The sequence below is a fragment of the Dysgonomonas sp. 216 genome (assembly GCF_010501065.1).
GTDB lineage: Bacteria > Bacteroidota > Bacteroidia > Bacteroidales > Dysgonomonadaceae > QVMM01.
The window spans coordinates 1-9,205 of sequence record NZ_QVMM01000033.1; the positions used below are offsets into that span (position 1 = coordinate 1).

Consider the following 9,205-nt stretch of genomic DNA (forward strand, 5'->3'; position numbering starts at 1 on the left):
CATCTCGTCCGAGACACTTAGTGGTATACTTTTCAATTACTAAGTGGACTACTTTTCAATTATATTATACATTCATATGGCAAAGAAAGCAAAGCAATGCAGTAACTGCGAATTCTGGAAAGGATTGGATCCTGAAAGGAATCTCTGTTCTGAAGTGAAAGTTGGAACTGATGTTTTCATCAGTGGCCTATATCTTCAAACAGCTTCAAGTTTCGGATGTAACAAATTTAAAGAAAAGGAGGTTAAAGATGATTCAATATCTGGTTCAGATGCTTCTGATAGCTCTGGTAATTAGTATTTGTTGTATTGGAATATTTGCTACTACATGGAAAGATATGATATTTTACTCTCTATCAATCAAGATTGAGAAATGGTTTGTTAAAATCACATCTTTCAAAATTGGAGTTGCATTATGCAAACCTCTCTTTAGATGTCCTATATGCATGAGTTCTTTTTGGACTGTTATGGCTTGGATAATATCCGGATTCAGCTTTAATCTTTTATTGATGATCCTGCTTGTTTGTGGCCTCAATACTGTTCTAACTTCTATCATATCAAATATCCTTCCAGATGAATAGGAAAATAGCTTATACAAGTTTTATTTGCTTGGTTTTCTTTTTCTGGATCATCTATCCTTACAAGTGGATCAAACAGTCTGTATTCAATCACAGGAAAGAGAAAGCTATCCAGGAGGCAAAAGATTTGAGCTTTGAGAAAGGCCACAAGTTTTTCGTAGTTCAGAATGGAATGAAATTCCTTGTTGGAGATAAGAAATATTTCAGAGGAATGAACACAAAGTACAAGAAGAGGATCAAAGGAACTCAACTCCTTTTCGATTACAGAGAAGCAATAATATTTACAGCTAATGAAAGAATTGCTAATAGCTAACGGATGGGAACATTTCAGAACAGGATGCTCTTGTAGTGGATCTCCAAGGTTCTATAAACACTTGGATCATTTTGGTTATATAGTAATCATTAGAAACAATAAATTCTCTATCAAAAAGGGAAATCAAGTTTTAATATCGGATAAACCAGAATTATTTAAACAATCACTTGAAAAATATGAACTTATTCAGAAAGATACAACAGAAGATCAGAACACGGAAGCATAACCGGAAAGATCCTAAAAAGGTTTTTCCATATACCAATCACATTATAACACATACTTTCACTGTTGCAGGAGTGGATTATTATCAGTTTGATGATATATTCAATCTCCCTTTTGAACGTGGCCTTATGGCTTTGGCCATCTATGAAGAAACAAGGATGAATTGCAATAGAGAATATCTTGAAAAGCATGTTGAAGTCATGGATGATCTTCTCCATTCTAACAAGGTTGATATATATAAGATCAATCAGCTTAACGAACAGATGAAAGAGAGGCTGAATATATCTTTCAATACATCTCTTCTCTATAAACTTGCATCCGTTGTTTTCTTTGACAAGAAAGAAAATCCTTCCTTATATGAACCGGAATATTGTGATAAAAAAATAGAATTTTGGAAGGAACATAAAGGAATGACAGATTTTTTTTTACAAAAGCCGTTACTGGAATTAATTCCATTTTTGCAGAATGTAGAGTTCGATTTGGAGACTTATTCCGAAATGATCGACAAGATAGACAAAATTCATTTGGAACGTTTACGGCTTTCCAAATCCAAAAATTGATTGATTCCTTTGAAGATTGGAAGCTAATTCTCATAGAAAAGAAAGTTGATCTTTCAACACTTACTATTTATGAATTCTTCTTCCAACTTAATAAAGCTCTGAAAACTCAATCTCCTAAAAAAGAAAATGGCAAGTAATGTATTAATTAATTTTTCTGCTGATACTGGAGGATTAGATGAAGCGAATAGAAAGTTACAAGAATTAAAAACTCAAGAACAGGAACTTACAAGAGAAGTTCAAAATCTTCAGCGAGTTCAAGCTGCTGATGCTAAAGCTGCTAAAAATGAGAAAGAGAGAGCTAAAGCTGTTCTTGAATATGAAAAAGCTATTGTTGATACTAAAAAAAGTATTGAGGATCTTTCTAATGCTCAAAAAGAACTTGAAAAGAACATTGCTTCTTCCAATATTGAAAAATCATTTCGTGCAATCAGATTTGAACTTGAAGAACAATTGAGAGTAATGCGTCTCAATGGAGAAGCTGGATCTGAGGAATATGAGAAAATAAGACAAAAACTCACTGAACTCAATATTGCTCAAAAAGAAGTAACTGCTGAACTTAAACAGCAAACTTCAGCTACATATGTTTTTGATTCTATTCTTCAAGGAACTCAGCTTGCAACCGGAGGAGTATCAGTATTAACAGGAGCTTATGCTTTATTAGGTCAAGAAAATAAAGAGATACAGCAATTGATGTTGAAGCTTAATGCTTTAACAACTATCAATACAGGGCTTCAGCAAGTCCAGAATGCAGTAATGGGAGAAGGAAATATTATTCAAAGAGTTTCCATCTTGCAAACAAGAGCAAAAGTTGCTGCTGAAGCTTTATCAACAAAGGGAACAATAACTGCTACTATTGCTCAAAAAGCATTTAATCTCGTTGCATATGCTAATCCATATGTTCTTCTCGCTGTTGCTATTATTACAGTTGTTGGAGCTTTATATATATTCTCAAGAAATACCGAAACTGCTGCTGAAAAACAGAAGAAATTAAATGAATTAGTGAAAGAATCTATTGATTTAAAAGATAAGTATGCAGATGAATTAAAGAAACGTGGAGAAGAGAATATTGCATCATTGCAACGTGAATATGATCTGATGAAAGCAAGAGGTGCAAGTGAAGCTCAATTAGCATTAAAACAAAGGCAAATAGATCAGGAGCGCATCAAGAATGCTAATACAATGGCTATCTATTATAAAGATGAAATATCTAACATAGAAAAAAATAAAGCTGCTGTTGACAAATATACAAGAGGACTTGCAAATATGAATAATGCTCTTTATGAAGCTCAAAAAAAGGGATTAAAGAAAACTACATTCATGTTTGATGGACAAGTCCAAAAAATAAGTATAAATGAAAAAGCAATAGAATCTGCAAGAGAAAAATTACAACAAGGTCTTGATATTTCTACTCTTAGACTAAATCAAGGAAGATCTGCTCTAAAACAACAAGAAGAGGCCATACAAGAGGAGCAAAAGAATAGAGAAGAAGCTAATAAAAAAGCTGCTGAAGCTGGAAGAAGAAGTGCTATTGCTGAAGCTGAATATAGAGTTCTAATATCAAAGAAAGGAAGTCAGGAAGAATTAAATGCTCAAATTTCTGCTCTTGAAGCGAAAAAACAAGCAGATCTTCAGAATGCTAATATTACCAAGGGAGAACGCCTCCGGATCACTAAAGAAACGGAACTTCAAATTCAGCAACTCAGAGATGATTATAATAAAAAACAACTTCAGGATGAACTTGAATTGATTAATGCAGGATTATCAGCAGCAAAAGAAGGATCTATTCAGGAATACAACCTCAATATAAATAGATTAGCTCAACAAAAGAAAATAGAGCTTTCTGATAGGAATTTAACAGCAAATCAAAAACTTGCTATTGAAGCCAAATATAATAAAGAAGTTGAAAAGCTTACTGATGATTATTTGAATCATGTTGCTGAAACGGAAACAAACACTCAGTTATCAACTATTAAAACAAGATTAGCTCAAGCCAAATCCGGAACAGAAGAAGAATATTCTCTTAGAATTCTTCTTGCTGAAGAAAATGCTCGATTGCAAAGGCAGGATGTTGAGAATACTATCAAAAATGAAGAGCTAAAAGCAGCAAGGATAAAAGAAATCAATGCTGAATTAGCTAAAGAAAAGAAAGAAATCCTCAATGATCAAGATACATCAACAATAAAAAGAAATGCTGATCAGGAAACTCTTATTTATACTCAACAATATGAAAAAGGAAAAATTTCAAGAAGGGAATATGAGAGTGAAATGAACCGGATCACTATTGAATCTCTCAATAAACAAATTGATGCCAGAAGAAAAAATGGAGAAGATACTATTGATCTGGAACAAGAGCTTGCTGAAAAACGCATTGAAATAGCTGAACAAGAAGCTGAAGCAAGAGCTGCTATACAGGAGGAACTATTCAATACAATTTCTGTATTATCTTCCACTTATTACGATTCTCAGAAAAATAAAATACAACAGCAATTGTCAGATCTTGATCATTATTATACAACAGATGCAGAAAAAGCAAAAGAGAATTCTAATTTGAAACTAATATCTGAAGAAGAGTATAATAGAAGGCAGTTAGAATTGAAACAAAAACAAGCCAAAGCAGAAAAGAATGAAGCTATATTCAATCTTATACTAACTAATGGACAAGCAGTAGCAAGAGCATTTAAAGATTATCCATTTCCAGCATCTGCTGTTATTGCTGCTCTTGTAGGAGTTCAAACATTAGCTCAATTAAACAATATTAGATCACAACCTCTTCCAAAATATTGGAAAGGCCGTAAAGGAGGAAAAGGAGAATTTGCTCTTGTTGGAGAATATGGAGCTGAATTGATGTATATTCCTAAAGGAGCCTCAATAATGCCATCATATGATTCAGCTAAAGCTTTAAATGGAGACTATTCTGTTATGAATAAATGGAACATGCCGGCAATGAATCCTTCTTATCCTGTTGTTCCTGCAATATCTCAACAGCTAATCACAGATGCAAGGAGTTCTTATGATTCTGAAATAGATTATGATAAAATTGGAAAATCTGTTGCTAAATATCAAAAAAAGCCTGTTGAAAGGCCTGTATATGTTTCTGTTGATCGATCTGGCACAACCATAACAGATGGGAATACTAAAACTAAATATCTGAATAATAAATTTAAAGGTGTAATGTAATGGAAAATTTCAGAAGATATTTTCTTATATATAAAGATGCTGAAACAGAAATAAAAGAACCAATTGGATTTGATGGATTTAAGCCAAAACTATCAAGAGGTGAATCTCATGGCACAATATGGGAATATTCAGAAGTTACTCTTGGCTTTTGTGGAGCTGGCTATGAAATCTGTAAAACAGCATATTTAAACGAAGGAATAGAAACTGAAGTTATTCTTTTAGTAGAAGAATTATTTAATAATGTTTGGGAGGAATTCTACAAAGGAAGACTTGATTTCGCTCAATATACTGAAACAAAAGGCAATTCTTATACTATTCATCTTGGAATTGCACAAATAGACATTCAAACTGTAATAAGAAACAGACTTGAAACAAAAGTTGAACTTGAATCGCTTACAGGATTTGATGGAGCTGCTCTTCCTGAATATGAAAGCATGAAGAAAGAAATATATATTGAAGGTAAAGCCGTTGTTACTTCGAGCCGATTGGATTCCGAAAAGTCAAAGCCCGCAAATCTAAGTGGAGCTGGTTTAAGATATATGTCAATTACCTTCTGGAATCCTGTAAAAGAAGAGTTTATTGAACTTGACAATTCCCTTCATACGGGGAATCTATCTGATATTCGTCCTATCTTAACAGTACCAAACAATGATATAGCTTATTCCAACTTTCGAATTAAGGCTTCTTTTTTCGTATCAGCCGGAGGAATAGGTGCACCAATAAATTCAATAAAAGTATTTTATAAAATAAATGAAGGTGATCCTGTAGAAATATCGGAGGATGTTCCTTATTTTGGAGCATCTGTTTCTTTTGACTTGAATTTTAATTTAGTAGCCGATGACAAATTTTATTTATATGCTTTGATTGATTCCGGTGCAACAGGGAATTGGGATGCTAATGTAAGCCCTATACATAATACAGAGGTGGCTTTTTTCGAAGTTTCAGGTCAATCAAAATATAAAGATACACCTGCAAATTTAAGTCTGGTACATGAATCTTTGAGCAGGGTTGTAGAATCTATTACCAACGGAGATGTTACTGTTCAGTCTGACTATTACGCCAGAATAGATAGTGAAGTTAATCCAATTGATACTGATGGTTGCGGTTCATTACGTGGAGTTGTATCCGGGCTTAATTTAAGAAACGGAGAACTAACAGATGGAAGTCTTCCTTCTACATATATTTCATTGAAAGATTTTCTTGATTCTTTATCATCAATTGATTGCATAGGCTACGGATTGCAAGGTAATAAACTAATTGTTGAGCCTTATAGATATTTCTACAAACAAGATGTAATTATGTCATGCAATAATGTTAGTAATATAGAAAGAAAAATCGATTTGTCTAGATCCTATCAATTGTTTAATAATGGATATAAGAAATGGGAGGCTGAAGAATATAATGGAATTGATGGATTTCATGGAAAAAGACAATACCGAACAAGTTTAAAAATGAGTGATACTAAACTTGAAAAAGAATGTAGCTTTGTTGCTGATGGTTATGCTATAGAAGCAACCAGACGAAAACAAATAGACAATGATACAAAAGACTGGAGGTATGACAATGACATATTTATTATTTGTCTTAAGAGAAATGATACATCTATTGTTGTTGATACAGGTGTAAGTGACCCTGATAAAACCGTAATTGATTCTAATAGTATATACAATGCTTCAATATCGCCTGCAAGAAATGCAATGAGATGGTATAGCTGGATAATGCAGGGTGTAAAGTTAGATGATGAATTAATATTTGCAGGAGGAGAAGGATATGTTAAGGCAAAACTAGAAACTTCAAATGAGTGCACAATAGAATCATCTGTATTAAGTGAATCTCAGAATATAACTTTATCTCAATTTAAAGACCTTAATTATCCATATTCTATATTTAAACCTGAAATTATTTCATTCAATTATCCAATAACTAGACATGATTTTACAAACATTAAATCTAATCCATATGGATTGATTGAATTTAATGGAGAATTAGGATGGATAAAAGAAGTTGAGTTTGATATCTTAAAATGCATGGCAAAATTTCAATTAATACCAAAAAAATAGAGCAATTTAATTGCTCTATTCATATTATCTAATCAATCTTTAAGAAACTAATATTTATCTCATATAAAAATGAATCAGTTTTAAGATTCGCTATAGGTGTCATATAAGTAATTATTCTGCTCTTATAGTTTCCAGCTAAATTCATTTCATCATCAACAACCCTTGATGAGTCCGGTATAAGTGTACTTAGAGGATTTCTCAGTATAGATTGAATATTAGCATCCGTTTCTGATATATCATCATCAATCAATGTTATTGATTTAAATATATTTTGATCATCAACATTTTTGTAATTGACAATATATTTAGATTGCCAATTGTATTTAGGATCATCATCATCATCACAAGAAATAAATCCAATAGATACAATGATTGCAATTAGAGCTAATTTTAGTTTCATCTGAAATTGTTTTAAGTTTAATTAAGTGCAAATATATATCAAATTATTTAATATCAAAACGTTGCATAAACAACATAATGTAATATCGTTTATTATTTAAACGAATAAATACAAGTGGAAAATAAGAATAGCTAATTTAGAGTTATTATCCAATTATTAAGTTATTTTGTAGTTGGTTATTACAGTTTCTAACTATGGGTTTACGAAAGTTTTTTCTAATGATCTTGGGATAAAAAAACCTTTTATACAATTAAAATTAATTATACTTATTTGAATATGATTCTTTTCTTTAAATCCGGCTCCTGGATATAGTTCATCTCCTTCCCAAAATACTCCTCTTACCGTATCAAAAGGAGAATATTTTATTTTCTCTGTTGTGCCATTATCTTTATTTTCAACAGGCAATTCGTTCAAGGCATGCACTGTCTGAATAACTTGACAATCCAAATTTCTTTTAAGTAAATCGAAGTTACCCGGTATATTCTTATTTTGAGGTAATTCGCTAACTCCACTTATCTTAATATTTTCAACAAGATAATTATATGCAGCTGGAAGCATTTTTAAATATTTGGTATCAATTAAATCAAGGCAATTACCAAGATCTATAAATGCACCAAGAACAGCTGGCTCCTTTATTGAATCTGGATCTCTTTCTTGTTTCTCGATAGCCCAATCTAAGGCTCTTTCATAGTTGTTTTCCCAGAAATACAAACCCCATCCTAGCCAATCATAAATGTTTTTTTTGATTTTCATGGGTTCAGTTCCTAATACTATTTTATCTCTGGTCTCTTTGTCACATCCGTGAAATCCTATAACAATGTTACGTGATTTTGAATACATTATTGGGGGGGGGTAATAAAAGTTAATAGTAGTTTTAGTTGTGTTGAAGTTGATCCTATCTATTTAGTATTTTCATCAATAATCAAGATAGTACCTTTGTTATCAATCAAACCGATAGATTCTAAAAATGATAAAGCTTTTTCTTTTGTAATACTATGCATGTGAGATTCAATTTCTTCTATAGAAATATGAGTGCTATTTGCCTCTCCTATTTTTTTACTATAAGAACATGTTTCACATGATGAGAATCTTCTTTTTGCTATTTTATTAGATAAAACATTTTCTAAAATCCAAACACTGGGTTCTTTTTTAGAATTAAGATATCTATCCAAATAAGCAGATAATTTGCTATAATCATCATTATTAGCAACATCTTTTAATAAATCCAATATAAGAAGAAGATCCTCAGATTTGCTAGAGTGTTTAAGATAGTCCATATTATAAGGCAATGCAGGTTCATATACCTTAGCTACTTTTTCAGTAGGTATATAAGGAACCCTATAAACAACTTGGCCAGAAGAACCTCCTTCTAAAAAAAATGCTTTTTTAGTATCCTTTAATTTGTTTTTTGATGTGTTTCTATTTTTATTCATACGAAATAATATACACCATCTTCCCCCAAAGTGGTAATTTATTAATCAATAGACTATAATTATAACAATAGATTGGTAATGTTTGTTTCTTGTAATCGTTTATTTTATAAATTTCGAGCCGTTATAGTCTAGCAAAAGTAACTATTATTAAAAACTGAGCATTGAAAAATTAACATAAGTATTAATTAAATTAGGTTAAATAGAGCTCAATGTGATTATTTTAAATTCTATATGAATTTAATAAGCTCATTTTGATTATATTTGTCATGTTTATTATACACTTATGATTACATGTCCTGAATATTCATTTTTGCAATTTAATAATAATCTTGAAGATTGTTGTTGTAATATACCATTAGAAATTGCAGAAGCATCTGATATTAGCTTCTATGTCTGTATAATATAATTGAAAAGTAGTCCACTAAAATAATTGAAAAGTATACCACCAGTTAGGTAAAATGTGTG

General features: G+C 31.5%; 8 protein-coding genes. 5 read left to right on the forward strand and 3 right to left on the reverse strand.

Annotation, left to right across the window (positions count from 1 at the left end):
* Positions 1 to 76: 76 nt before the first annotated feature.
* The 5 genes from D0T53_RS13180 to D0T53_RS13200 all read left to right on the forward strand — a co-directional run bounded on the left by D0T53_RS13180 (position 77) and on the right by D0T53_RS13200 (position 6,907).
* Entirely contained in the window at positions 77 to 295 is a 219-nt protein-coding gene (locus D0T53_RS13180; protein WP_163268668.1) for a hypothetical protein, read from the forward strand.
* Between the two features lie 275 nt (positions 296 to 570).
* The gene (locus tag D0T53_RS13185) at positions 571 to 888 is read left to right on the forward strand and encodes a hypothetical protein (protein WP_163268670.1); all 318 of its coding nucleotides are present in this window, start codon (positions 571 to 573) and stop codon (positions 886 to 888) included.
* 176 nt (positions 889 to 1,064) lie between these two features.
* Positions 1,065 to 1,670: a hypothetical protein gene (locus D0T53_RS13190; RefSeq protein ID WP_163268672.1), complete on the forward strand. Its 606-nt coding sequence runs from the start codon at positions 1,065 to 1,067 to the stop codon at positions 1,668 to 1,670.
* A gap of 126 nt (positions 1,671 to 1,796) precedes the next feature.
* Complete coding sequence (locus D0T53_RS13195; protein WP_163268674.1) at positions 1,797 to 4,847, forward strand: hypothetical protein; 3,051 nt, start codon at positions 1,797 to 1,799, stop codon at positions 4,845 to 4,847.
* Positions 4,847 to 6,907, forward strand: coding sequence for a hypothetical protein (locus D0T53_RS13200; protein ID WP_163268676.1), 2,061 nt, complete (start codon positions 4,847 to 4,849; stop codon positions 6,905 to 6,907). The genes D0T53_RS13195 and D0T53_RS13200 overlap by 1 nt, the downstream gene beginning before the upstream one ends.
* Before the next feature lie 28 nt (positions 6,908 to 6,935).
* Here D0T53_RS13200 and D0T53_RS13205 read toward each other — a convergent pair whose 3' ends face one another.
* From D0T53_RS13205 to D0T53_RS13215, 3 genes are all read right to left on the reverse strand, one after another.
* The gene (locus D0T53_RS13205; RefSeq protein ID WP_163268678.1) at positions 6,936 to 7,307 is read right to left on the reverse strand and encodes a hypothetical protein; all 372 of its coding nucleotides are present in this window, start codon (positions 7,305 to 7,307) and stop codon (positions 6,936 to 6,938) included.
* A 192-nt stretch (positions 7,308 to 7,499) separates the two neighbouring features.
* Entirely contained in the window at positions 7,500 to 8,147 is a 648-nt protein-coding gene (locus tag D0T53_RS13210) for a hypothetical protein (RefSeq protein WP_163268680.1), read from the reverse strand.
* A gap of 59 nt (positions 8,148 to 8,206) precedes the next feature.
* Positions 8,207 to 8,740, reverse strand: a complete 534-nt coding sequence (locus D0T53_RS13215) for a hypothetical protein (RefSeq protein ID WP_163268682.1) — start codon at positions 8,738 to 8,740, stop codon at positions 8,207 to 8,209.
* Positions 8,741 to 9,205 lie beyond the last annotated feature (465 nt).